At 66.5% G+C, this 23,343-nt stretch carries 21 protein-coding genes and 1 pseudogene; 16 read left to right on the plus strand and 6 right to left on the minus strand.

The annotated features are described in order from the left end of the window. Positions 1-105: 105 nt before the first annotated feature. A complete protein-coding gene (locus OG874_RS24925; RefSeq protein WP_330249559.1) occupies positions 106-672 on the minus strand; it encodes a PadR family transcriptional regulator in 567 nt (188 codons plus the stop codon). A 103-nt stretch (positions 673-775) separates the two neighbouring features. Between OG874_RS24925 and OG874_RS24930 the strand changes: the two genes are divergently transcribed. The 5 genes and pseudogenes from OG874_RS24930 to OG874_RS44840 all read left to right on the plus strand — a co-directional run. Next, positions 776-1,171, plus strand: coding sequence for a nuclear transport factor 2 family protein (locus tag OG874_RS24930; protein WP_330249560.1), 396 nt, complete (start codon positions 776-778; stop codon positions 1,169-1,171). Continuing rightward, positions 1,168-2,211 (plus strand): LLM class F420-dependent oxidoreductase, encoded by a 1,044-nt coding sequence (locus OG874_RS24935; RefSeq protein ID WP_330249561.1) that lies wholly within the window; start codon positions 1,168-1,170, stop codon positions 2,209-2,211. Before OG874_RS24930 ends, OG874_RS24935 begins: the two co-directional genes overlap by 4 nt. After that, positions 2,208-3,725 (plus strand): acyl-CoA synthetase, encoded by a 1,518-nt coding sequence (locus tag OG874_RS24940; RefSeq protein ID WP_330249562.1) that lies wholly within the window; start codon positions 2,208-2,210, stop codon positions 3,723-3,725. Before OG874_RS24935 ends, OG874_RS24940 begins: the two co-directional genes overlap by 4 nt. 73 nt (positions 3,726-3,798) lie before the next feature. Continuing rightward, a complete protein-coding gene (locus tag OG874_RS24945; protein ID WP_330249563.1) occupies positions 3,799-4,764 on the plus strand; it encodes an NAD(P)H-dependent flavin oxidoreductase in 966 nt (321 codons plus the stop codon). 426 nt (positions 4,765-5,190) lie between these two features. Beyond that, positions 5,191-5,607, plus strand: a pseudogene (locus OG874_RS44840) (TetR/AcrR family transcriptional regulator); the annotation flags it as partial. Between the two features lie 153 nt (positions 5,608-5,760). On the opposite strand, the gene OG874_RS24955 reads toward OG874_RS44840, so the two are convergent. Then, positions 5,761-7,332, minus strand: coding sequence for a hypothetical protein (locus OG874_RS24955; RefSeq protein ID WP_330249565.1), 1,572 nt, complete (start codon positions 7,330-7,332; stop codon positions 5,761-5,763). A gap of 10 nt (positions 7,333-7,342) precedes the next feature. On the opposite strand from OG874_RS24955, the gene OG874_RS24960 reads away from it, so the two are divergent. Further along, positions 7,343-7,465 (plus strand): hypothetical protein, encoded by a 123-nt coding sequence (locus tag OG874_RS24960; protein ID WP_330249566.1) that lies wholly within the window; start codon positions 7,343-7,345, stop codon positions 7,463-7,465. A 317-nt stretch (positions 7,466-7,782) separates the two neighbouring features. On the opposite strand, the gene OG874_RS24965 is transcribed toward OG874_RS24960, so the two are convergent. The 3 genes from OG874_RS24965 to OG874_RS24975 form a co-directional block, all read right to left on the minus strand. Further along, a complete protein-coding gene (locus OG874_RS24965; RefSeq protein ID WP_330249567.1) occupies positions 7,783-9,243 on the minus strand; it encodes an MDR family MFS transporter in 1,461 nt (486 codons plus the stop codon). A 429-nt stretch (positions 9,244-9,672) separates the two neighbouring features. Beyond that, positions 9,673-10,716: a lysophospholipid acyltransferase family protein gene (locus tag OG874_RS24970; RefSeq protein WP_442943095.1), complete on the minus strand. Its 1,044-nt coding sequence runs from the start codon at positions 10,714-10,716 to the stop codon at positions 9,673-9,675. Beyond that, positions 10,713-11,540, minus strand: a complete 828-nt coding sequence (locus OG874_RS24975; RefSeq protein WP_330249569.1) for a GNAT family N-acetyltransferase — start codon at positions 11,538-11,540, stop codon at positions 10,713-10,715. The genes OG874_RS24970 and OG874_RS24975 overlap by 4 nt, the downstream gene beginning before the upstream one ends. Before the next feature lie 223 nt (positions 11,541-11,763). On the opposite strand from OG874_RS24975, the gene cutA reads away from it, so the two are divergent. Both cutA and OG874_RS24985 read left to right on the plus strand, forming a co-directional pair. Further along, positions 11,764-12,027 carry a divalent cation tolerance protein CutA gene (cutA, locus tag OG874_RS24980; RefSeq protein ID WP_330249570.1) on the plus strand — a complete coding sequence of 88 codons (264 nt, stop codon included), beginning with the start codon at positions 11,764-11,766 and terminating at the stop codon, positions 12,025-12,027. 470 nt (positions 12,028-12,497) lie between these two features. Next, entirely contained in the window at positions 12,498-14,021 is a 1,524-nt protein-coding gene (locus OG874_RS24985) for an FAD-binding oxidoreductase (RefSeq protein WP_330249571.1), read from the plus strand. Positions 14,022-14,142: 121 nt separating this feature from the next. On the opposite strand, the gene OG874_RS44845 is transcribed toward OG874_RS24985, so the two are convergent. Then, complete coding sequence (locus tag OG874_RS44845; protein WP_442943425.1) at positions 14,143-14,319, minus strand: phospholipase effector Tle1 domain-containing protein; 177 nt, start codon at positions 14,317-14,319, stop codon at positions 14,143-14,145. Positions 14,320-14,624: 305 nt separating this feature from the next. Between OG874_RS44845 and dnaK the strand changes: the two genes are divergently transcribed. Genes dnaK through OG874_RS25025 form a run of 8 tightly spaced genes read left to right on the plus strand, consistent with a single transcriptional unit; the run spans position 14,625 to position 23,286 of the window. Continuing rightward, on the plus strand, positions 14,625-16,502 hold the full coding sequence (gene dnaK, locus OG874_RS24990; RefSeq protein ID WP_330249572.1) for a molecular chaperone DnaK: 1,878 nt from the start codon (positions 14,625-14,627) through the stop codon (positions 16,500-16,502). A 9-nt stretch (positions 16,503-16,511) separates the two neighbouring features. Further along, positions 16,512-17,024 carry a nucleotide exchange factor GrpE gene (locus tag OG874_RS24995; protein ID WP_330249573.1) on the plus strand — a complete coding sequence of 171 codons (513 nt, stop codon included), beginning with the start codon at positions 16,512-16,514 and terminating at the stop codon, positions 17,022-17,024. A 6-nt stretch (positions 17,025-17,030) separates the two neighbouring features. Then, complete coding sequence (locus tag OG874_RS25000) at positions 17,031-17,942, plus strand: J domain-containing protein (protein ID WP_330249574.1); 912 nt, start codon at positions 17,031-17,033, stop codon at positions 17,940-17,942. Next, the gene (locus OG874_RS25005; protein ID WP_330249575.1) at positions 17,939-18,268 is read left to right on the plus strand and encodes a chaperone modulator CbpM; all 330 of its coding nucleotides are present in this window, start codon (positions 17,939-17,941) and stop codon (positions 18,266-18,268) included. The genes OG874_RS25000 and OG874_RS25005 overlap by 4 nt, the downstream gene beginning before the upstream one ends. Further along, positions 18,250-20,880, plus strand: a complete 2,631-nt coding sequence (clpB, locus tag OG874_RS25010) for an ATP-dependent chaperone ClpB (protein WP_330249576.1) — start codon at positions 18,250-18,252, stop codon at positions 20,878-20,880. The genes OG874_RS25005 and clpB overlap by 19 nt, the downstream gene beginning before the upstream one ends. A gap of 15 nt (positions 20,881-20,895) precedes the next feature. Further along, positions 20,896-21,351, plus strand: coding sequence for a thioredoxin family protein (locus OG874_RS25015; protein WP_330249577.1), 456 nt, complete (start codon positions 20,896-20,898; stop codon positions 21,349-21,351). Next, a complete protein-coding gene (locus tag OG874_RS25020; protein ID WP_330249578.1) occupies positions 21,348-21,614 on the plus strand; it encodes a UBP-type zinc finger domain-containing protein in 267 nt (88 codons plus the stop codon). Before OG874_RS25015 ends, OG874_RS25020 begins: the two co-directional genes overlap by 4 nt. Further along, complete coding sequence (locus OG874_RS25025) at positions 21,526-23,286, plus strand: FAD-dependent oxidoreductase (RefSeq protein WP_330249579.1); 1,761 nt, start codon at positions 21,526-21,528, stop codon at positions 23,284-23,286. The genes OG874_RS25020 and OG874_RS25025 overlap by 89 nt, the downstream gene beginning before the upstream one ends. Positions 23,287-23,343: the final 57 nt, after the last annotated feature.

Raw genomic sequence — 23,343 nt, forward strand, 5'->3', positions numbered from 1 at the left:
ACATTTGCGGGCGATGATCTGCCGCAGCGCGGTGTTGTGGTTGCGGCCGATAGGTATGCGAGCCATTGGGGCACCGGCCTGCCCCATCGACTGGCAGCAGGTGGGTCAGTTGTCGGGTGTTCCGCCCTGTCGCTTCCGGAGTACCTGCATCGCCCAGGTGCACCACCGGATTGTTTCTTCCTCGAACATGCGTCCCCGGACGGCGGTCAGGTAGGGGCCGATCCGTTCCGCGTCGGCCAGGAACGCGTCCTCGTCGTTCCCGCTGAGGCGGGCCAGGACCCGGTCCAGCCGTGCGATCTTGATCTGGGACTGTTCGGCGCGCTGGGCGAGTTGGTCGATCAGCGCGGAGCCATCGGTCACATCGACCGCGTACGCCTTCACCAGCAGGTCATCGCGCAGGAACTGGGGATCACTCGGGGTGGCGGCGAACTCGGCGAGTTCGGCTCGGCCGGCCTCGGTGAGGGACTGGACGCGCTTATTGGGGCGCCCCTGCTGGATGATCTCGCGTCCGCTGACGAGTCCGGCCTGTTCCAGTTTGGTGAGCTCGGCGTAGAGCTGCTGGCGCCGGGCGTGCCAGAACTCGGCCATCCCGACGTCGAAGTTCTTGCTCAGCTCGTACCCGGTGGCCGCGCCGTCGAGCAGGGCTGCCAATACGGCATGCCGCAGTCCCATTCTCCCGCCTCCTCCATTACCTCTTGTCCATTATGCTAGCCATAACGTATATTAGTCATGAATCAGACTAGGCATGTGCATGACTATGCAAGGAGGCTGGCGCATGAACGTCGACCGTTTTCGGAATGGGATGGCCGGTGGTGACCTCGATGCGGTCGTCGCCACCCTGGCGCCGGACATCCGGTTGTTCAGCCCGACGACGCATCTCCCATTCCGTGGAATCGATCAGGTGCGGCCGGTACTCGGCGCCGTCCTGACGGTGCTCGAAGACCTGAGTTATGTGGGGGAATTGGCCGGGGCGGCGGATTCCGGTGGCGCGGTGCACGGTCTGTTGTTCCGCGGCCGGGTCGCCGACCGCGAATTTCACGGGCTCGATCTGCTCGAGCTCGACGGCACCGGGAGCATCGCGACGCTGACGATCATGGTGCGCCCGCTGTCCGGGCTCACCGCGCTGAAGGACGCGATGACCTCGGCGCTCGCCACCGGTCGTGTTCGATGAGGATCGGATATCACCTCGGCTACTGGTCATCGGCACCGCCGGCGCGGGCGTTGGAGACGGTGCGCGCAGCGGAGGCGCTGGGCTTCGACTCGTTATGGACAGCCGAGGCCTACGGCTCGGATGCGCTGACACCGCTCGCCTGGTGGGGTGCGTCGACGAGCCGGATCCGTCTCGCCACGAACGTGGTGCAGATTTCCGCGCGTACTCCCACCGCCACCGCCATGGCGGCGATGACGCTGGACCACCTGTCGGGCGGCCGATTCACGCTCGGACTCGGCGTGTCCGGGCCGCAGGTTGTGGAAGGCTGGTATGGACAGGCATATCCGCGGCCGTTGGCGCGGACCCGGGAGTTCATCCGGATCGTGCGCGAAGTCATCGCCCGGGAGCATCCCGTCGAGCACGACGGCCAGTTCTATCAGCTGCCCGATCAGCATGGCAGCGGCCTCGGGAAGCCGCTGCGGTCTACGCTGCATCCCCTGCGGCGAGACCTGCCGATCCTGCTGGGTGCGGAAGGCCCGAAGAACGTCGCGCTGGCCGCGGAGATCGCCGATGGCTGGCTGCCCCTGTTCTTTTCCCCACGCAGTGACGGTTTCTATCGTGCTGCACTCGCGGAGGGGTTCGGTCGGCCCGGTGCGCGTCGCCGCCCCGACGATTTCGAGGTGGCCGCGTCGGTGCCGATGATTGTCGACGACGACGTGGAAAAGGCCGCCGACCAGGTCCGCCCGCAGTTGGCGCTCTATATCGGTGGGATGGGTGCGCGCAGTGTCAATTTCCACCTCGATGTCTTCGCCCGCATGGGCTGGGAGGAGGTCTGCCACACTGTGCAACAGCTGTACCTCGCTGGACATAAGCGCGAGGCCATCGCTGCGATTCCCACCGAGCTGGTCTCCGACGTCGCGTTGATCGGTCCCGCCGGCAAGATCCGCGAGGACGTGGCCCGGTGGGAATCGACCGTTGTGACAACGCTTCTCGTACAAAGCGTGCCCTTCGCGGGCAACGATCTCGAGGGCCTCACCGCGATCGCGGAGGCATTGTTGTGAACGCGTACCTGACCCAGGGTCTGCATCGTGCGGTGCAGCGCGATCCGCAGGCGATCGCCACTATCTGCGGTGACCAGGTGCGGACCTTCGCCGAACACGCCGACCGAGTCGCACGGATCGCCGGGGCACTGCACGAACTAGGCGTGGCCCCCGATGATCGGGTGGCTGTGCTCGCCAATAATTCCGATCGCTATATCGAGCTGCTGCTTGCGGTGGCATGGGCGGATGCCGTCATGGTGCCGCTGAACACGCGGTGGAGTCCCGCCGAGATCGACCACGCCATCCGTGACTGCCGGCCGGTCGTATTGTTCACCGACGATGCGTTGGCCGCAACCGCCGCTCAGCTCAGCCCGCACGGTGTGGTCACCGTCCAGATGGGCGACACGATGACCAACGCTCCCCACCTGGAAAGACTGCTGGCGCATGCGGACCCGATACCGGACGCGCGCCGGGGCGGCGCGTCACCTGCGGGCATCTTCTACACCGGCGGCACGACCGGGCTGCCCAAGGGGGTCGTGCTCAGTCACACCAACGTGCTCACCTCGGCGCTCGGGAGCGCGTCCACCGGGTGGTTCTACGGGCCGCAGGACCGCGTCCTGCATGTCGCGCCGCTGTTCCACGTAGCCGCCTTCACCTCGTGGGTGCTCGGCTGGGTCGCCGGATGCAGCCATGTCATCCTGCCGGGGTTTACCCCGGATGCGGTGCTCGACGCGGTGCAACGACACCGGGTCACCGCAACGTCCCTGGTGCCGACCATGATCGGGCGACTGTTCGCCGACCCCGGACTCACCGCGCGCGACGTCACCAGCCTGCAGCGGATCATCTACGGAGCGTCCGCGATGCCCGAGGCGACGGTGCGGCGTGCTCTGGCCACGCTGCCCGGTGTGGAGTTCGTCCAGGCCTACGGCATGACCGAACTGTCTCCGGTCGCAACCATCCTCGGACCGGCCGAGCATGTCCCGGAGCTGCTGCGTTCGGCGGGCCGGGCGGCGCCACACGCCGAGGTCCGCATCGCTGGCCCGGATGACGATGATCTGCCCACCGGCGCCATCGGCGAGGTAGTGGTCCGCGGCGCCCAGGTGATGCTCGGCTACTGGAATCGCCCGGAGGAGACCGAACGTGCCCTCGCCGGCGGGTGGATGCATACCGGCGACGCCGGTTACCTCGACGCCGACGGCTATCTGTTCGTCGTCGACCGGATCAAGGACATGATCATCACCGGTGGCGAGAACGTCTATTCGGCCGAGGTCGAAAACGCGCTCGCCAGCCACCCCGCGGTGGAGTCCTGCGCGGTTATCGGGCTACCCGATCCGGATTGGGGTGAGCGGGTTCATGCGGTCGTGGTGGCCGTTGCGCCGGTCACCGAGCAAGAACTCCGCGACCACGTCCACACGCTGATCGCCGGCTACAAGACACCCCGCAGCGTGGAATTCGTCGATGCGCTCCCCATCTCCGGTGCGGGCAAGATCCTCAAAAACGAGCTACGCAAGACCCGCACCACATCAGTGGGGTAACACGCGTGCCCGCACCACCGGTGGTTGCGACCCCGGCCTGCGCACGTCGATCCATCAACGCAAGGAGAAACATATGGCTGCCCCCACGGTTTTGCGCGATCGGCTCCGCTTGCCGGTCATCGCGTCCCCGCTGTTCATCATTTCCAACCCGGATCTGGTCATCGCGCAATCGATGGCGGGCATCGTCGGGTCGTTCCCGAGTCTGAACGCGCGACCGCAGTCCGAGCTTCGGGTGTGGCTCACCCGCATCACCGAAGAATTGGCCAAATATGATGCCATCCACCCCGAAACCCCCTCCGCGCCATACGCTGTCAACCTGATCGTGCACAAGAGCAACGACCGTCTCGACGAGGACCTGTCCCTCATCGAGGAATTCGAAGTGCCGATCGTGATCACCTCACTGGGCGTGCGCCCCGACTTCAACGAACGGATCCACGCCTATGGCGGCATCGTGCTGCACGACGTCATCGACAACCAGTTCGCGTTGAAGGCGATCGACAGGGGCGCCGACGGGCTGATCGCCGTCGCGGCCGGGGCCGGTGGACATGCTGGCCGGCTTTCCCCGTTCGCACTGATCCAGGAGATCCGCGCCTGGTTCGACGGGCCGCTGGCCCTATCCGGTTCGATCGCCAGCGGCGATGCCGTCCTTGCTGCCCAAGCCGTGGGCGCGGACCTCGCCTACATCGGGTCGCTGTTCATCGCCACCGACGAGGCCAACGCCGCGCCAGCGTACAAACAGATGATCGTCGACTCCGCGGCAGACGACATCGTCTACACCAACCTCTTCACCGGGGTACACGCAAACTACCTGCGCGGCAGTATCGAAGCCGCCGGACTCGATCCCGCTGACCTTCCGCAATCCGATCCCTCGGCGATGAACTTCGGATCCGGCGGCGACGCCACCGCGAAGGCATGGCGGGATATCTGGGGTGCTGGGCAGGGCATCGGCGTCCTCGACAAGATCGAACCGGTCGCTGAGGTCACCGCGCGGCTGCTCGCCGAGTACACCTCGGCCCGGGAACGTCTGTCGCTCCGATAAGCCCACTTGGGAAGGTGGTCAGTTGTCGAAACCGCCATGGCACACCCGCATTGCGGAACTTTGCGAAAACCGCGGCGGTACCGGCGATGTCGAGGTCTGACCGGACAGCTGGGCGCGCGCTGTGACCGGGGAAACTGCCCCCCGGCGGCGCCGCGGACGGCATTGGCGGTCAATTCCTTTACCCGGTCGGCGGGTACCGCCACGCCGGGGGTGTCCAAGAACCAGCGGAAGCTCTCCTCCTGGGGCAAACCCTCGGGCCGCTGCGCCGGGAAGTACGGCTGGACGTAGACCGGGGTGCCGGGTTCGCTGCGCCAGCTCTCGGCAAGGCTGCCGACGTCGACCGCGTCGTAGCCGAGGGTATCGAGCAGACCGGCGACCTCGGCCTCGGCGGCGGCGTTGCAGCGCACCCTGATCGAACTCGTCGAGGTGCGGGACCTGTCCCAGATCAGCGTGGCCGATGTCGCCGAACAGGCCGGCGTGAGCCGCTCGACCTTCTACGACCACTATCGGGACGTGCACGATCTCGCCGAGGCCGCCTGCACCACGATGATCGACGACCTGATCGAGTCTCTGCGCACCCTCGGCCCCGCGGACCACCACCAGGACCCGACTCAGTCACTGCGCGCGTTCTTCACCGATCTCGCCGAACACGCGGGTCTGTATCGAAGCCTGCTGGGGCCGCAGGGCAGCGCACGCGTCATCGACCATGTCCGCCGCCGGATGACCGCGACCATCCACATCGCCACCTGCCAGACAACCGACGATGCCCCGGATCCCGCCGCCCCGCTGGACATCCCACACGACGTGCCCGCCGCATTCGTCGCCGGCGCGCTCACCGGCGTGGCCACCGACTGGCTGCGGCGCGGCTGCCCCGGCACACCGGCCGAGATGGCCATGCTGACCTGGCCGCTGCTCACCCGCCAATACGCCGATACGTCTACGGCAAACGCTCGACCATCTCGGCGATCAACCGCACCACATCGGCGGCAGCACCGATCAAGGCCGTTCGATGCAGCCGAGGGCGAATCGGGCGAGGTTGGTGGAGACGACTTCTGGTTGTCCGGCAGGCTGTTCGGCCGCCGCGGTGAGTACGTCGAGATGGTGGTAGCCGGGGGCTACGACCGTTTCACCGACGCCGTGGTGTCCACCCGCGAGCACGACGCCGGCACCGCCGATCACATTGAGGGTCGGGTTGACGAGTATGCCGCCGGGATATGCGCGGTGACGGGCGATCTCGGGTGCCTGCGGCTGGTAGAGGTCGATCGCGAGCTTCGTCGGGAAATACCATTCGGTGAAGTCCAGTGGTTGCGCGGCCAGACTGCGCGACAGGTCGGCGATATCGGTGACCTCGTGCGCGGCATCGGTGAACGGAACGCCGTGCCGGTCGGATGGTATTGCGGCTGCGGCTGTTTCGTTGTAGTTGCGCCAGGTGTACAGCGGGCCGTTGGGCTGATCGGGAATCGCCTTGCGGTCCGGACCGAACAACATGCCGGTGAGCCCGCGCAGCGCAGGCACCGCGACCACATCGGCGGGCACCGGGAAATCCTTGTCCACCACCACACCGCCGTCGAAGAATCCGAAACCGGCTTGCAGCAGTGCCAGCGGCTGGGAGTTGGCGTCGAGAAAGGCACCGAGCGCGGCGGCATTGGTGACCCGCAGGTCACGTACCGACGGCGACCCCGTCGACGCGGCCAGCGCATCCCGCGACATCAAAACCCGATAGGTGGCCTCCTGATTGAGACTCGGGGGAACGTAATGCGCCAGATCAGATTCGGCGTCGGGCGCGACATAGGCGGCCAGCCCAGCGATGCCGAGTAGGTTCATCGTCTCCGGATTGATCACCGCAGGCAGCGCCAGCACCCGGGGCGCCGCACCGCTGTCGAGCGCGGCTGCGACCGCGGCGTAGCCGAGGCCACCAACGGACAGGTCGATCAGGTCGGGAATACCGTTGAGCGCGGACAGCGAGGTATCAATCGAGGAGTCGAGTGCGAAGTAGCCGGCGCACTGATCGGCGCCCGCGACTCCGCCGAAATCCCATTCGGCGAAGAAACCGGTAACGATCCCGCCCAGAGAATGGCCGCCGCACAGTACCTTTTGCTTCCGGACCGCCGGGTCCGGCAGTTCCGCGGCGAGTAGGTCGTATTCGTCCTGGACCGTTTGCGCGATCCCTTGGCGGCCGAGCCAGCCGAGCTGATCGTTGGGCACCACACCGGCGAATCGGCGGCCGTCGATATCCGCGCCACGGTAGTAATAATCGACGGCGCGGTGCACATCACCGGCCGCCAGGCCGGCCTGTACGCCGAGATGATCCTCCAGACAGTTGGAGCGGCGATCCAATGCCCAGAATTCGAGGTGGCGGCCCTGTTTCGCCGCCGCGGCAACGGTATTGCGGGCCACGCTGTCGAACGCACCCGCCCCTTCGAAGATCCCCGGCTGCGCCATCAGAATCGCGTCGGCGTCCTGCGCACGTTCCGGCCCGGCCAGGTCCCGATAACGCAGATACGACAGGCGATCACAGGCGTCCGGACGCGCCCCGGCCGAATCGGGCAATGGAATGCGCAGGCTCACAACAGATTCTGTGACAGAGGTGATCGACGAGGAAGAAACGACCGACGTCTCCGTACGCGCCGGACCGATCGGCACCGCCGTCGCGTTCGGCGGCGCCGACGCGCTGACGAGCGCGACGGCCACTATGCCGTAGCTCAGGAAACGCGAGACACCGCGGCGGCATCTCATATCCGGACCGTGGCTCGATAACGACTGCGGCGACATCGACGACCTCTCTCGTCACGACAGCGGAGCAGCATTTCGGCGAGCGGTCCGCACGGCGCGATGAAACGTAAGCCGCTCCCGGCCACCTGTCAAGGACCGAGACGGTCAATTGTGTTCTGTCACAGCAACTTCTCGTCAGACTTGGATTCTGTCTCAACGACGTGCCACCGCAAATCGGTTAGGCACATCGAGCCGATGAAACACACCCGCCAGGCCCGGACCTGACGGGTGTGCCATGAGCGGTGATCAGTTCTTGACCAGCTCGGGGGTGGCTGATTCGGGTTCGTCCGACTGCGGTGCGCTGGATCGGCTCGGCAGCAGCACGGCCATCACGATGACGATCAGTGCCAGCGCGGCGGAGACGGCGAAGGCCAGGCGCATACCGTCGAGGTGTGCGGTGACCGGGTCGGTGCCGTCGGCTGCCAGCGCGCTGCTGCGGGCGGACATCACGGTCACCACGAGGGCGGTGCCGAATGCCGCGGCCACCTGCTGCAGGGTGCCGAGCATGGAGCTGCCGTGCGAGTACAGGTGTTGCGGGAGTGCGCCGAGCCCGAGTGTGAAGACCGGGGTGAAGGCCGCGGCCAGCGACACCATCATCAGGATGTGCAGGATCAGCAGTTGCCAGTACGGCATGGTCATCGAGATCTGGGTGAATCCGGCAAGTGACGCCGCGACACCGATCGAACCGGGGATCACCAGCACTCGCCCGCCGAACCGGTCGAACAGCCGCCCGATGGTCGGGCCGAGCACGCCCATCGCCAGACCGCCCGGCATGACCAGCAACCCGGTCTGCAGCGCCGACAGTCCGCGCAGGTTCTGCAGATACAGCGGCAACAGGATCATCGATCCGAGCATCGCCAGGAACGCGATCGACATCAGGACCAACGCCTTGGTGTACGTACCGAACAGCAGGATGCGCAGATCCAGCAGGGGAACTCCCGTGCGCTGCAGCCGAAGCTGCCGAGCCGTGAACGCGCCGATGAGCGCCAATCCGGCGGCGACGAGCAACGCGGGTGTCGCGATGTTGTCGGGCTCGAACCGGCTGAGTCCGTACACCAGTCCGCCGAATCCGAGTGCCGCGAATGCCACGCTGGACCAGTCGATCGCGCCGGTCTGCGGTTCGCCGATATTGTCCAGTCTGCGCAGGCCCAGCCAGGTGACCGACGCGGCGATCGGCAGCACCAGCACGAAAAGCCAACGCCACGAACCGACTTGCAGTACCAGACCGGACAGCACCGGTCCCATGGCCGGGGCCACCGAGATGGCGAGGGTGACGTTGCCCATTACCCGGCCGCGGTCCTGTTCGGGGACCACTGTCATCAGGGTGGTCATCAACAGCGGCATCATCACCGCGGTGCCGCCCGCCTGGATGATCCGTCCGAGCAGCAGCACCGCGAACGACGGGGCGACGGCGGAAAGCGCGGTGCCCGCCAGGAATACCCCCATCGCGATCGCGTACGCCCGGCGCGTCGTGACCCGCTGCAGGAACCACCCGGTGACCGGGATGATCGCCGCCATGGTGAGCATGAACGCGGTCGACACCCACTGCGCCGAGCGCTCGGTCACGTCGAGGTCCGCCATCAGCCGCGGGATCGCGTTGATCATGATGGTCTCGTTCAGGATCACCACGAAGGTCGCGAGTACCAGCAGCCGGACTACGGTCGGGGTCCCTCCGCCAGTCGGACGAGCGGGTCTTTCTGCGAGCATCGGGTACCTCCGGGCGTTAATGAGCAAAGGACGACGTGTGGGCCGCGGGTGGCGCCACATGAGATCAGACGGGACCGCTTCGCATAACTAATCGGTGCCCCCATTCTCTTCCCACCAGTCGCGACCTTCGCCCGCCGGAGTCCAGCAGCCACGCGATCAAGGCGTCATCCGCCATTCACCGACTCTAGCGCCGGATCGACGGTGCGCCTGGTGAAACAGACTGCGCCGTCGGCGTGTTCAGTCCGTCAGATCCTGCACCGTGGGTGCGATGACGCCGAACAGGTCGACGTCGGGGAAGACCGCGATCACCACGCGATGGATCAGCGACATGTCCCCATCATCACGGGCCACCAACCATGGCCGCAACGACGCATATCTGTCACATTCGGCCATCCGAATGCGCGATATCGAAGACCGACCCCGGATCCGCTAGACCGACGCTGATGAACCCTCGGCAGCCTCGTGACCGGCACCGCGGCGGCCGGAACGACGGAACGGACGCAGCCGCGACGACCGCCGCACGACCTGTGGCGCACGCTCCTCGACCGACTCCGGATCCTGCACCCGAGTGGCCGTCGCCTCGATCCACTCCGATGCCTCGATGGCGACGCCGTGCCGCGACAGATCCGCGCCACGCACGGCCTGTTCGCACCGGCGGGCCAGGTCGCGCCGATCGAGTCCCGGATACTCCACCGGCTCGAGCACCACTTCGGCGACCATGCCGCGCGAGCGCAGCACCCGCTTCGCGGAGGTGCCGAAGGTGTCGTCGCCGACGAATCCCGGAATCGTCGACTGCGTGCCGTGCGCGTCCAGATACCGCACACGCACCGGCTGCACGGATGTTCCGGTGTCCACGGCGGCCTGGAAGAGCGCGGGCCGCATAGTGCCGTAGGCGCGGCCGCACCAGGTGGTTCCCTCGGGGAAGACCGCGACCCGATTCCCCGACGCCAGCCGCTCGCCCAAACGCGCCACCACACCGGGCAATTCGCGCAGCCGTTCGCGTTCGATCGGGATGACCCGCATCAGCTTGGCCAGACCGCCGAGCAGCGGCCAGTCGACCATATCGGCGCGGGCCACGAAGCCGAGCGGCTGCACCGCGGCCAGTACGACCACATCGGTCCAGCCGATATGTCCGGCGACGATCAGCAGACCCTCGCCCGGATCGGCGAACCGCGCCTCGGCCGATTCCGCGTCAGCGGTCCGGTTATCGACGACACGCAACCGAATCCCCAGACAGCTCAGGACCGTTCGCGCATAACGCCGTTGCAGATGTTCGCGCCTGCCGCGCGGGGTGATGACATTGACGATCGGGAAGCTGACCAGCAGCCCGGCCACGCCGAGTAGTCGGCCGACGACCCGTGCGGTACCGATCTCATCCACCGGATCGATGCAGCCGGGCCCACACGGGCTCGACGGCATCCACGCGTGCGCGGTGCTCTGTGCGGGCGGCGCGTCGAACACCATCTGACTCACCGTCCCCCGTCGAGTGCGTTGGCGGCTTCTTGTAATCGGTTGAGGTAGCGGGTGTTGATCGTGTCCAGGCCGAGCAGCGCGACGAAGTCGGCGACCGCGAAATCCGGATCGTGCGCGGGTTCACCGCAGATCTCCGCGCCCAGGCGCAGGTAGCCGCGCAGCAGCGGCGGCAGGTTCGGGCGCGCGGGCGGGGTCATCTCGTCCAGCGTCAGCCCGTCGACGACCACCGGCCGGTAGGGGTGCACCCGCCGCTCGGGATCGGATCCGTGCCGGCTGAGCAGCATGTCGCGCACGCCGCGCACGTTCACCCCGGCCGGATCGGCGGGTGTGTCCTGCATCGGCACCGAGACGCAGCCCATCACCCACTCGTATCCGGTGAGCTGGATGTAGTGCAGGATGCCCGCCCACATGAGGGTCAGCACCGAGCCGTTGCGGTGGTCCGGTACCACACAGGCGCGGCCCATCTCCACGATCCGGTTACCCTCCGGATCGAGTTGGGCCAGATCGAATTCGGTGGCCGTGTAGTAGCCACCCGCCGCGATCACCTTGTCCGGCGGGAGCATTCGGTAGCAGCCGACGAATTCCTCGGTCCGATCGTCACGGACCAGCAGGTGATCGCAGTGCTCGTCGAACCGGTCCGCGTCGAGACCGGTTCCGTCATCGGGGATCTGGAAGCCGGGCTCACTGGCGAAGACGCCGTAGCGCAGCCGCTGCGCGGCCAGTCGGTGCGCCGAATCCGACGATACGACCAGCGAATACCGAGACCGTTCCACCCCGGAGTCCGTCGGTCGAGCCGGGGCTGTCAACACGGACGAAATAGTCATATCGGTGATGAAGCCAGCCCGAAACTGCGCCGGAGCAACCTCGAAGTGTCGCGACGATGCCGGTTCGGTGAACGAGACGATGGTCACACCGATCGTTCACCGAACCGTCGCGCCGCATTCGGTCTCCGGTATCGCTATCGCCGCCTTTTACCTGATCGGCGACCCTTTTCGAGATAACAGGCTGTGAGCCGCATAGTGTTTGTCGCATGACAGCGGTGAGAGTGTGGTCTCTACGACTCCGACCGATGCCGATGCCGATGCCGATGCCGATGCCGATGCCGATGCCGATGCCGATGCCGATGCCGATGCCGATGCCAGGATGATTGCGCGGACTGTAGTCGGCGAACGTCTGGCGGCCGGTGCCGAGATCACTGGGCCAGCGGCGTCGGTGTTCTGGCACCAGGGCGAACTTGTCACGCGCCCAGTGATCGGGATAGGTCGCAAGTGCGTGTTCCAATGGCGCGGTGGCCTTGTCCGGCTGGTGTAGTACCGACCAGACACGGCCGGTCATGATGTCGAGTTCGGCGTGATCGACCCAAGCGCACCAGTGCGGGGCCGCGTGGTTCGCTGCCTCGAGCGCGTCACGCGCAATGTCTAGCGCACGGGCCGCTCCGTCACTGTCACCAGCGACAGCGCACGACCAGGTGCACCGGGATTCCGAAACCACCTGGAGACGGCGGGATTTGGTGATGTCGAGATCATCCCGACCCATTCGGTGGCCGACGGTATGCACTCGGCGATCGTGAAAGCCGGCAAACCCCGCTGAGTAGAGGGTGTGCTCGGTCCATTACTCCTTCAGGCTGTCGTCATCGTTCTCGATTGGCGTGTCGGGACACACCACCACGTCATCCCGCTACCGTGCGGGGGGTCGACCACAAAGGACTGTCCGGCGGCCAACGGGTAAGAGTTCCCTTGGCAGCCCGGTACTGGCGTAGACCGATTGAGAGGATCTGAACCTTGAGCGATCTTTCTCGCCGTGACCTGCTCAGGACGTCGGCGGCCGCTGGCGTCGGAGCAGTCGTTGTCTCGGGCCTTACGGCCGCAGACACGCCGGATATTGCGGACGCAAGCGCCCCGGGAATTGCGGCCGCGGACCACCCGAGTAAAAGCCCGGGATGCCCGCCCGCGACGCTGACCGGCCACATCGTCCGCCCGGGTGACGTGTCGTACACGGATGCGCGACTCGGCTGGGACCAGCTCTTTTCTCACTATCCGCTGGTCATCGCCTTCGCACAGGAAACCCAGGACGTGGTGAACGCCCTGACGTGGGCGCGCCAGCACGACATCGCGCTGCGGGTGCGGAGCGGCCGCCACGCCCTCGAAGGCTGGTCGAACCTCGACAACGGCATCGTAATCGACGTCAGCCAGCTGAAGTCGGTCCAGATCGACCCTGGCGCTCGTATCGCGACGGTCGGTGCCGGGCTGAACCAACTGGAAGCGGTGACGACGCTCGCGAAGCAGAACTTTGCGGTCACAACCGGGAGCGAGGGCAGCGTGAGCTTGTGTGGTGCGACGCTTGGCGGTGGCCTCGGGCCCCTCAACCGCTGGCTCGGCATGGCCTGCGACAGCCTGATCGCGGCCGAGGTCGTCGTCCCGTCGGGTCACGACTGCGCCGAGGTGATCAACGCGGACTTGCAGCACCACTCGGACCTGCTCTGGGCGCTTCGCGGGGCGGGAAACGGCAACTTCGGGATCGTCACACAACTCACATATAAGGTGTATCCGCTCGAGCATCTCGCCTATGTGCAGGCGACATGGGATGGACTTGGGGACCTGTACGGGGTCTTCGAAGCGTGGCAGCGTACGGTACCGTCCGCCGACAGCCGTCTGGGATCCGAGCTCGAGATCCACAAGTCCCAGATCCTGCTGTCCGCGTGGCTTGTGGACGGGGCAGCGGCACAGGCCACAGAGATGCTGGCTCCGATCCTGTCGGTCGGCACGCCCGATGTCACGGTGCAGGTCGGTCACTGGGGCGACTTCTATGCGGGAGCCCAGGTCCCGCTCGCGCAAGAGCCCGCGAACTGGAAGTTCTTCTCGGAGTTCGTCAAAGAGCAGTTCCCGAAGAAGGCGATCGACATCATCGGCGACTTCATGCGAAACGCTCCCACAGAGGAGAGCAACTACTTCGTCGATGCCTTCGGTGGGGCGATCAAGAGGGAGCCCCCCGGCGGCACGGCGTTCGCACATCGCGACGCGCTTTTCTACGGCGAGATCGGCGCAGCCTGGGGGACTCGTTCAACACAACCAGGCGTCGGCGACCCGCTGACCTCGCAGGCCCAGGCCTGGACCGCTGAGTTCAGCCAGGCGCTGCGGCCCTACGCGGACGGCGCCTACGTCAACGTGCCGAACGTCGGAATGCAAGAGTGGCAGACCGCCTACTGGGGGAGCCAGCGCTTCGAGCGGCTGCGCAGGATCAAGGCGAAGTACGACCCGCACAACGTCTTCCAGTACGAACAGAGTATCCCGCCCGCGTCACACTGATCGACCACTGATAATCGGCTTCGATCACCAACCGCCCACCTGAAAACCGCAAGTCGTCCGCGTTCCCGTGTTCGACGCGCCCCGCCGAGGGCACATCCAGTGCATGGAGCTACCAGGGAGGCTATGCGGTAAAGGCACCGCGACTGAAACCGAGCAGCGCGATTCGGTCCCCAGGTCGGTAAGCGGTGGTCAGCCAGTGGTAGGCGTCATCATGTTGCCGGACAACCCTTCCCCGGCGATTCCCCCCGGCAGCCAGCCGAACTGACCACCGCTCTCGGTTCCTACCCCCGACTGGTATCGCGTCAGCTGGCCCTGGTCGTTAGGGCCTCGAAACAGTGTGCCGAAGGCCGTCTACCGGCGTCGAACCCCTGTTACGGCAGGGCGAATAGCAGTTCCGGGTTCGGCTTCCCGGACCGTGTTCTGTCGCGAATCGGTTTGCAAGGATCGGGCAGTCGGAAGTTCTGTATAGCGCGGACACTGTAGTGAGGAGTGCTCGACGCGCTGAATCGCAGGGGACGGCGTTGTCGGGCAAGCGCACACCTACGGTGGTCGCCGACGAACATCCGGCTGTCAGCCTGTCGCACCGACCCGAAGGAATCCGTCATGGCAACAGCTGTAGGCATCGATCTGGGAACGACGAACTCCGTGATCGCGAGCTGGCAAGGCGGTGAGCCGGTGGTGATCGCAAACGCCGAGGGAGCGCGCACGACACCGTCGGTGGTCGCGTTCACCGAGGGCGGCGAGCGCCTGGTCGGGCAACTTGCCCGCAGGCAGTCGATCCTGAATCCGAAGGGCACCATCTATTCGGCGAAGCGATTCATCGGCCGCCGCTTCGAGGAGATATCGGAGGAAGCCAAAGCGGTGAGCTTCGATGTCGTCGCGGGAGAGGGCGGCGCGGCCCGCTTCGACGTCCGCGGCAAGTTGTACGCGCCGGAGGAGATCAGCGCACTGGTGCTGCGCAAGCTGGTCGACGATGCAAGCAAATTCCTGGGCGAGCGGGTCAAGGAAGCAGTCATCACCGTGCCCGCCTACTTCAATGACGCCCAGCGCAACGCCACCAAAGACGCCGGCCGCATTGCCGGGCTAGACGTGCTGCGGATCATCAATGAGCCGACCGCGGCTGCGCTGGCCTACGGCTTGGACAAACAGACCCATGAGACCGTGCTGGTCTTCGACCTCGGCGGTGGCACTTTCGACGTGAGCCTGCTCGACGTCGGTGACGGCGTGGTCGAGGTGCGCGCCACCGCAGGCGACTCCCATCTCGGCGGCGACGATTTCGACCGTCGCCTGGTCGACTATCTGGCCGACGAATTCCAGCGTGACCAGCACATCGACCTGCGCGCCGACCCGCAAGCGCTGCAGCGACTCTTCGAGGCGGCCGAGAAGGCCAAGGTCGAACTGTCGTCGGTGGCGCAGACCCAGGTGAATCTGCCGTTCGTGACGGCCGACGCGAACGGTCCCAAGCACCTCACCACCACGATCATGCGGTCGAAATTCGAGGACCTGACCGCGGATCTGGTGCAACGCTGCCTCGACCCGGTGGAGCAGGCGATGAGCGATGCCAAGGTGACCGCCAACGACATCGACGAGGTGATCCTGGTCGGCGGCTCCACTCGCATCCCGGCGGTGCAGGCGCTGGTCCGTAGGCTCACCGGCGGCAAGGACCCGAACATGAGCGTCAACCCAGACGAGGTCGTCGCGCTCGGCGCGGCCATCCAGGCGGGTGTGCTCAAGGGTGAGGTCTCCGACGTGCTGCTGCTCGACGTGACACCGCTGTCGCTGGGCGTGGAAACCCAGGGTGGGGTGATGACGAAAATTATCGAACGCAACACCACCATCCCGGCCCGGCGCACCGAGGTATTCGCCACCGCGGAGGACAATCAGCCCGCCGTCGATATCGTGGTACTGCAAGGCGAACGGGAGCGCGCCGCCGACAATCGCGTGCTCGGCCGGTTCCGGCTGGAGGACATTCGGCCCGCCCCGCGTGGCGAGGCACACATCGAGGTCACCTTCGATATCGACGCGAACGGCATCCTCAATGTCACCGCCCGCGACAAGGACACCGGCCGCGAGCAGAGCATCACCATCAGCGAGCAGTCCAATCTGGACCCGAGCGAGGTCGAACGCATGCTCGCCGAAGCCGAAAGCCACCGCCGCGAGGACGAGGAGTTGCGTAAGGCCGTCGATGGCCGCAATGAACTCGATTCGGTCGCCTACCAAGTGGAGCGGCGCCTCGCCGAACTCGGCGACACCGCCGCCCCTCACGATCGAGCCCGCGCCGAGATGCTGATCGCCGATGCCAGGCAGTTGGTCAAGGAAGATGCCCCGCTGGAGCGCGTGCAACCGCTCACCGCGGAACTGCAGCAGCTGCTGTACGGACTCGCACCCGCCCGGACCGGAGGCGATGGCGGACAACCGGGCGGCGCCACGCCATCGCCGGGCGACGACGATGTGATCGACGCCGAGTTCGACCGGAGCTGAGGCACGCTGATGGACAGTTCCGCCGACCAGTCGACCGACGACGCGAAGACCGATGACACGGGCCAGGATCAGTCGCCCCCAGGCCAGCCCGACTCGGCTGTCGCCCAGCTGGAAGACCGCTGGCGCCGCGCCGCCGCCGACTTGGACAACCTACGCAAGCGGTATGCACGTGACCTGGACCGCGAACGTGCCGCCGAACGGTCCAAGGTGGCCGCCGCCTGGCTGCCCGTGCTGGACAATCTGGAACTGGCGCTGGCCCACGCGGGCAGCGAGCCGGACGCGATAGTGCAAGGCGTGCAATCGATCCGAGACCAAGCGGTGCAACTGCTCGAGCAACTCGGCTACGCACGATATGCCGAGACCGGAGTTCCGTTCTCGCCCACTGTGCACGAGGTGGTGGGGGTGGTCGAGGCGCCGGATGTCCCGCCTGGCACCGTGCTCGAGGTCGTGCGCCCCGGATACGGCGAGAACGGCGGGCAGCTGCGGCCCGCGGCAGTGGTCGTCAGCAGGGGGGAGGGGTGAGCGCCGATGGCACGCGACTTCTACGAAGTCCTCGGGGTGCCCCGTGATGCCGACAAGGACCAGATCCAGCAGGCATATCGCAAGCTCGCCCGCCGCTACCACCCGGACGTTAATTCCGAGCCCGCGGCGGCGGATCGGTTCAAGGAGATCGGTGAGGCGTATCAGGTGCTGTCCGACCCGTCGACCAGGCGCCGCTACGACCGATTCGGCGCCGACTTCCGGCAGATACCGGAGGACTACGACGAACGGGTTGCCGCGGCCGGTGGCGGTTTCGGGCGTAGCCGCGGCGGCACCCGGGTCCAGTACGGCGAGGGATTCGGGGCCGGTGGGCCCGTCGATCTCGAGGACCTCTTCAGCGGAATGTTCGGCGGCCGTGGTGGATTCGGCCCGATTCCGGGCGCCGACCAGGAGGCCGAGTTCGAGCTCACCCTCGAGGAGGCCTACCGCGGTGGCAAGCGGACCCTCCACTTGGACGGGCGCAGCTTCACCGTCGACATTCCGGCCGGGGTAATCGACGGACAGCGAATCCGGCTGGCCGGGCAGGGCGGCCGCGGCAGCGGTGACGGGGCCGCCGGGGATCTGTACCTCGTCGTGCGGATCAAGCCACATCGGCGATTCCGGCTGCATGGCCGCGACATCCACCTCGACCTCCCGGTCTCCCCGTGGGAGGCGGTGCTCGGAGCCACGGTCGCCGTCCCTACCCCGAACGGTGAGGCAAAGGTCAAGGTGGCGCCGGGGTCGTCTACGGGACGGAAGCTGCGGTTGCGTGGCGAAGGCATGCCCAACCCACGCGGCGCGAACGGCGACCTGTACGCCGAGGTCAAGGTGATGGTGCCTGCGAAGCCGACCGAGAAGGAACGAAAGCTGTTCGAGCAGTTGGCGGCCGAATCGACCTTCGACCCGAGGAGGGGCACATGAACACCTTTGTTTCGGCCAACCGGTATGTCTTGGTACGCCCGGCGCCGCTGCCGCTGGAAACCTTCGCACGGCGGGTCGGGTTGCACCCCGAGCTCGTGCGCAGGCTGGCCGCGCTCGGCCTGCTCGATTGCACCCGCGACAGCGCGGGGGAGCTGCGTTTCGAACCGTCCGAGGTGGCCGTCGTCGCCCGGATCCAACGGTTACGGACGGGCCTGGGCCTGAACTATGCGGCGATCGGGTTGGTGCTCGATCTGCTGGACCGAATCGAGAAGCTCGAAGCCGATCCTCGCCGAAGGAGGACCTCAACATGGACACCAGCCGACTGACCGAAAAGTCTCGGGAGGCTCTGCACGAAGCGCAGAACACAGCAATTCGGTTGGGGCACACCGAAGTCGACGGTGAGCATCTGCTGCTGGCGTTGATCGATCAGCCGGAGGGCTTGGTGCCCCGGCTGCTCGACCAGGCGGGTGCGGAAGTCGATATGCTGCGAGCGGATCTGGAGTTGGAGTTGTCTCGTCGGCCGAAGGTCGGCGGCCCCGGCGCATCGCCTGGTCAGGTGATGATCACCAAACGATTGGCCGGACTGCTCGAGTCCGCCGAACGAGAGGCCAAGCGCCTCAAGGATTCCTATGTGTCGGTGGAACATCTGGTGCTTGCCCTCGCCGAGGAGGGGTCGGCCGGTGTCGCGGGGCGGCTGCTCGCTCGCGAGGGTGTCGGCAGGGAATCGTTTCTCACGGCGCTCACGAAGGTCCGCGGCAATCAGCGGGTCACCTCGGCAACCCCGGAGGGCGCGTACGAGGCGCTGGAAAAGTACGGCCGCGACCTCGTCGCCGAAGCTCGCACGGGCAAGCTCGACCCGGTCATCGGTCGAGATGCCGAGATTCGCAGAGTGACCCAGATTCTGAGTCGCAAGACGAAGAACAACCCGGTGCTGATCGGGGATCCTGGTGTCGGCAAGACGGCGATCGTGGAGGGTCTGGCCCAGCGCATCGTTCGCGGGGATGTTCCGGAGGGTTTGCGGGACAAGACGATCTTCGCGCTGGATATGGGTTCGCTGGTCGCCGGTGCGAAATATCGGGGGGAGTTCGAGGAGCGGCTCCAAGCCGTGCTGGGAGAAGTGAAGGCGGCCGACGGCGGCATCCTGTTGTTCGTCGACGAGTTGCACACGGTGGTCGGCGCCGGATCGGTTGGCGGCGAGGGTTCGCTGGACGCGGGCAACATGCTGAAGCCCATGCTCGCACGCGGCGAACTGCACATGATCGGCGCCACCACCCTGGACGAGTACCGCAAGCACATCGAGCCGGACGCGGCACTGGAGCGCCGGTTCCAGACGGTACTGGTGGACGAACCGACCGTGGAAGACACCATTTCGATCCTGCGTGGCCTGCGCGACCGCCTCGAGGTGTTCCACGGCGTGAAGATTCAGGACGGGGCTCTGGTCGCGGCCGCAACCCAGTCGCACCGCTACATCACCGACCGCTTCTTGCCCGACAAGGCGATCGACCTCGTCGACGAGGCATGCGCCCGGCTGCGCACCGAAATCGACTCCATGCCGGCCGAACTCGACGAGCTCACCAGGAAGGTGACCCGCCTGGAAATCGAAGAGGCTGCACTGTCGAAGGAAACCGACGCCGCCAGCAAGGCCCGCCTCGAGGAACTGCGCAAGGAGTTGGCCGACGCACGCGCCGAGGCCGACGCCAGGCATGCCCAGTGGGACGCCGAACGGCAGGCGATCCGCCGGGTCCAGGAACTACGCGGCCGACTCGAACAGTTGCGCCACGAAGCCGAAGAGGCCGAGCGCAACTACGACCTCAACCGCGCGGCCGAACTGCGGTACGGCGAGATCACCAAACTCGAGCGAAACCTGCAGGCCGCGGAGGAACAGCTGACCTCCAAGCAAGGCAAGCAACCGCTGCTGCGGGAGGTGGTCACCGAAGACGAGATCGCCCAGATCGTCGCCGCATGGACCGGTATTCCGGTCGCTCGGCTGCAAGAAGGCGAGCGGGAGAAGCTGCTGCGGCTCGACGAAATCCTGCACGAGCGCGTCATCGGCCAAGACGAGGCGGTGCAGGTTGTCGCCGACGCGGTGATCCGGGCCCGGTCCGGGATCCGCGATCCGCGCAGGCCGATCGGTTCCTTCATATTCCTGGGTCCCACCGGCGTCGGCAAGACCGAGCTGGCGAAAACGCTTGCCGCCGCACTGTTCGACAGCGAAGACAACATGGTGCGCCTGGACATGAGCGAATATCAGGAACGGCACACCGTCAGCAGGCTGATCGGCGCACCACCCGGCTACGTCGGCTACGACGAAGGTGGTCAGCTCACCGAAGCCGTGCGTCGCAAGCCGTATTCGGTGGTGTTGTTCGACGAGATCGAAAAGGCGCACGCGGACGTCTTCAATACCCTGCTGCAGGTGCTCGACGACGGCCGAATCACCGATTCGCAAGGCAGGCAGGTAGATTTCCGCAACACGGTGATCATCATGACCTCCAACATCGGCTCCCAGTACCTGCTCGAAGGGGTCACCGGTCATGGCGAGATCAAGCCGGACGCCCGGGACCGGGTGCTCGCCGAACTACGCGGACACTTCCGTCCGGAATTCCTCAATCGAGTCGACGACATCGTGCTGTTCACTCCGCTGACGCTGCCGCAGCTCGAACAAATCGTCGAACTCCAGACCGCCGAGCTGCGCGAACGGTTGGCGCAGCGGCAGATCCAGCTGGAAATCACGCCGGAAGCGCGCAGGCTGATGGCGCAGCACGGTTTCGACCCGGTCTACGGTGCGCGACCGTTGCGCCGCTACATCGCCCACGAAGTGGAAACCAAGATCGGGCGGGCCTTGTTGCGCGGCGACATCGACCAGGGCGGCACCGTCACAGTGACCGTGCACGGCGGCGAACTGGCGGTCGCCTACACGCAACAGCAGGTCGCGGCCTGAGAAAGCGGTAGGGCCATGGAAAAGACGCAGGTCAAGTGTCCACATTGTGGCAAGACCAACCGGGTGCCCGCCGCGGCGGGCACCGGAACCCCGCGCTGCGGCAACTGTCATGAGCCACTGCCGTGGATCGTCGCAGCGGGCGACGATGATTTCGCCGCGGTGGCCGAGGAAGGGGCGGTGCCAGTGCTGGTCGACCTGTGGGCGACTTGGTGCCGACCCTGTCTGATGGTCAGCCCGGCGCTCGAGCAGCTCGCCACCGAACGCGCAGGCCAGCTGAAACTGGTCAAGGTCGACGTGGACGCCGCACCCCGCACCGCGCAACGGTTCGCCGTCCGTGCGGTGCCGACGCTACTCGTGTTGCAGCACGGCGAGGTCTTGGCCCGGCAGGCGGGCGCCGCGCTGGTGCCCGAATTGCGGCGATGGCTCGACCAAGCACTCGCCGAGGGCCGAAAGAAGGAGACGACGGCATGACTTCTGTGCACACCGATTCGCACACAGCCGCGATCCGGCCGGTAACCCCCCGGACTCCGCAAGGTTGTGAAGAGTGTCTCCGGGGCGGGACGCCGTGGGTCCACCTGCGACTCTGCTTGACCTGCGGGCACGTCGGGTGCTGCGACTCCTCGCCGATGCGGCACGCGCGTTCGCATGCGGGCAGGGCAGGCCATCCCATCGTCCAATCGATGGAACCGGGCGAAAATTGGCGCTGGTGCTACGTCCACCAGAACTTTGTCTGAGAACCCCGCGTCGGGCGTGACGCCGACCGAAACATCCGATATCACAGGGGCATTCCCACGATTGTCGGATGAGCAGGTGGCGACGCTCGCCGTCGGCGGAACCCGCAGACGGGTGCGCGCTGGCGCGACGCTGGTCCAGGCCGGCGAGCCGAGCGATACCTTCTTCGTGATCCTGTCGGGCAAGGTCGGGATCGTCGGAGACGAGCAGACGCACCGGATCGTGCGCGTGCACGGCCCCGGCCGATTCCTCGGCGAGCTGGGTCTGCTGGAGGGCCAGGTCGCGTTCTACACCGCGGAAATGGTCGAGGACGGCGAGGTACTTGCCGTCCCGGCGCAGCGGGTCCGTGCGCTGGTCGAACACGATCCGGTGCTCAGCGATCTGATCCTGCGCGCGTATCTGGTCCGCCGCAGTTTGCTGATCGGGCTCGGTTCCGGCTTCCGGATCATCGGCTCCTCTTACTCACCCGACACTCGGCGGTTGCGCGAATTCGCGGTGCGAAACCGATTGCCGCACCGATGGATCGACCTCGAGCGCGACAGCCGCGCCGAACAGTTGTTGCGCAGTCTCGGGGTCCGACCGGAGGACACCCCGGTGGTGATATGGCGGGGCGAGCGGGTCCTGCGCAACCCGACCAACGCCGAACTGGCGCGGGCAATCGGACTTGCCGTTCCGGACACCGGCCACGACACCTGCGAACTCCTCATCGTCGGCGCGGGTCCAGCGGGGCTGGCCGCCGCGGTGTATGGCGCGTCGGATGGGCTCGACACGGCGGTGCTGGAGGTGATCGCGTCCGGCGGGCAGGCGGGTACCTCCTCCCGGATCGAGAACTACCTGGGCTTCCCCGCCGGGATATCCGGCGCCGAGCTGGCCGAGCGGGCGGTACTGCAGGCCGAAAAGTTCGGCGCCCGGATCCTGGTGTCGGCCGAGGTGACCGGTCTCGAATCCGATGGCGGCCATCATCGGCTCCGCCTTTCCGACGGCGGCGCGCTGGTAGGCCGAGCCGTCGTTCTCGCCACCGGCGCCCGATACCGCAAGTTGGCGGTGCCTGGCATCGAGCTCTTCGAGGGCACCGGTGTGCACTACGCCGCGACGCACCAGGAGGCGGCCACGTGCGGTCTCGGTCCGGTGGCGATCGTCGGCGGCGGCAACTCCGCCGGACAGGCAACGGTGTTCCTCGCCGAGCGGGTCGAGCGTGTCTACCTGCTCATTCGGGGCGGCGACCTCGGCAAGAGCATGTCCCGATATCTGGTGGACCAGATCGAGCGACATCCGTGCGTGACGATACTTCGGCATAGTGAGGTCCGCGGGGCGCACGGCACGAGTGATCTCGAAGAGATCGTGGTCGAGGACAATCGCACCGGCGAGCAGGCGACACTCGCGGTGAGTGCCCTTTTCGTCTTCATCGGCGCCACACCGTGTAGCGCCTGGTTGGTAGGCGCCCTCGGGTTGGACGATCACGGTTTCGTTCGCACCGGCCCGGATGCGGTGTACCGGACCCGCGACGAGGACGCCCGCTATCCCGAATGGCGACCGGTGCCGCTGGAAACAACCGTGCCCGGCGTCTTCGCGGCGGGCGACGTCCGCAGCGGCTCGGTCAAGCGGGTTGCCTCCGCGGTGGGCGAGGGCGCGATGGCGGTGCGGCAGGTTCACGAATACTTCGAAAGGCGCTGATCGGTATGCGGTGCCGGGCGACTGGAGATGTTGACGGTTCTGCACCGACGAGTGAGC

It is taken from the genome of Nocardia sp. NBC_00565 (assembly GCF_036345915.1).
Taxonomy (GTDB): domain Bacteria; phylum Actinomycetota; class Actinomycetes; order Mycobacteriales; family Mycobacteriaceae; genus Nocardia.

What these genes read in the sequence shown, in the direction of transcription:
- OG874_RS24975 (WP_330249569.1), bottom strand. Translation starts at nt 11,540, where the DNA reads ATGACTATTTCGTCCGTGTTGACAGCCCCGGCTCGACCGACGGACTCC.
- OG874_RS24925 (WP_330249559.1), bottom strand. Translation starts at nt 672, where the DNA reads ATGGGACTGCGGCATGCCGTATTGGCAGCCCTGCTCGACGGCGCGGCC.
- OG874_RS25005 (WP_330249575.1), top strand. Translation starts at nt 17,939, where the DNA reads ATGAACACCTTTGTTTCGGCCAACCGGTATGTCTTGGTACGCCCGGCG.
- OG874_RS25000 (WP_330249574.1), top strand. Translation starts at nt 17,031, where the DNA reads ATGGCACGCGACTTCTACGAAGTCCTCGGGGTGCCCCGTGATGCCGAC.
- OG874_RS24930 (WP_330249560.1), top strand. Translation starts at nt 776, where the DNA reads ATGAACGTCGACCGTTTTCGGAATGGGATGGCCGGTGGTGACCTCGAT.
- dnaK (WP_330249572.1), top strand. Translation starts at nt 14,625, where the DNA reads ATGGCAACAGCTGTAGGCATCGATCTGGGAACGACGAACTCCGTGATC.
- OG874_RS25020 (WP_330249578.1), top strand. Translation starts at nt 21,348, where the DNA reads ATGACTTCTGTGCACACCGATTCGCACACAGCCGCGATCCGGCCGGTA.
- OG874_RS24935 (WP_330249561.1), top strand. Translation starts at nt 1,168, where the DNA reads ATGAGGATCGGATATCACCTCGGCTACTGGTCATCGGCACCGCCGGCG.
- OG874_RS24995 (WP_330249573.1), top strand. Translation starts at nt 16,512, where the DNA reads ATGGACAGTTCCGCCGACCAGTCGACCGACGACGCGAAGACCGATGAC.
- OG874_RS24965 (WP_330249567.1), bottom strand. Translation starts at nt 9,243, where the DNA reads ATGCTCGCAGAAAGACCCGCTCGTCCGACTGGCGGAGGGACCCCGACC.
- clpB (WP_330249576.1), top strand. Translation starts at nt 18,250, where the DNA reads ATGGACACCAGCCGACTGACCGAAAAGTCTCGGGAGGCTCTGCACGAA.
- OG874_RS24945 (WP_330249563.1), top strand. Translation starts at nt 3,799, where the DNA reads ATGGCTGCCCCCACGGTTTTGCGCGATCGGCTCCGCTTGCCGGTCATC.
- OG874_RS25025 (WP_330249579.1), top strand. Translation starts at nt 21,526, where the DNA reads ATGCGGGCAGGGCAGGCCATCCCATCGTCCAATCGATGGAACCGGGCG.
- OG874_RS25015 (WP_330249577.1), top strand. Translation starts at nt 20,896, where the DNA reads ATGGAAAAGACGCAGGTCAAGTGTCCACATTGTGGCAAGACCAACCGG.